Consider the following 296-nt stretch of genomic DNA (forward strand, 5'->3'; position numbering starts at 1 on the left):
CATCAAGAAGTCCAAATGTATCCATTGCTTCACGGTCCATCTTGTTAATGAATGTGAAGATCGGGATATGGCGCATCGTACATACTTTGAACAGCTTTCTTGTCTGCGCCTCGACACCCTTGGATGCGTCAATGACCATCACTGCGGAATCTGCTGCCATCAATGTACGGTACGTATCTTCCGAGAAGTCCTGATGTCCCGGTGTATCCAGAATATTGATACAGTATCCGTCATAATTAAACTGCAGTACAGAAGAAGTAACCGAAATACCTCTTTCTTTTTCAATCTCCATCCAG

Annotated in this window: 1 protein-coding gene; it reads right to left on the reverse strand. The window is 43.9% G+C overall.

Annotated elements, in window-relative coordinates:
• A partial coding sequence (locus PZH32_RS13145; RefSeq protein WP_275208697.1) for a GTP-binding protein occupies positions 1-296 on the reverse strand: 296 nt, incomplete at both ends.

The sequence above is a fragment of the Adlercreutzia equolifaciens genome (assembly GCF_029076695.1).
GTDB lineage: Bacteria > Actinomycetota > Coriobacteriia > Coriobacteriales > Eggerthellaceae > Adlercreutzia > Adlercreutzia equolifaciens_A.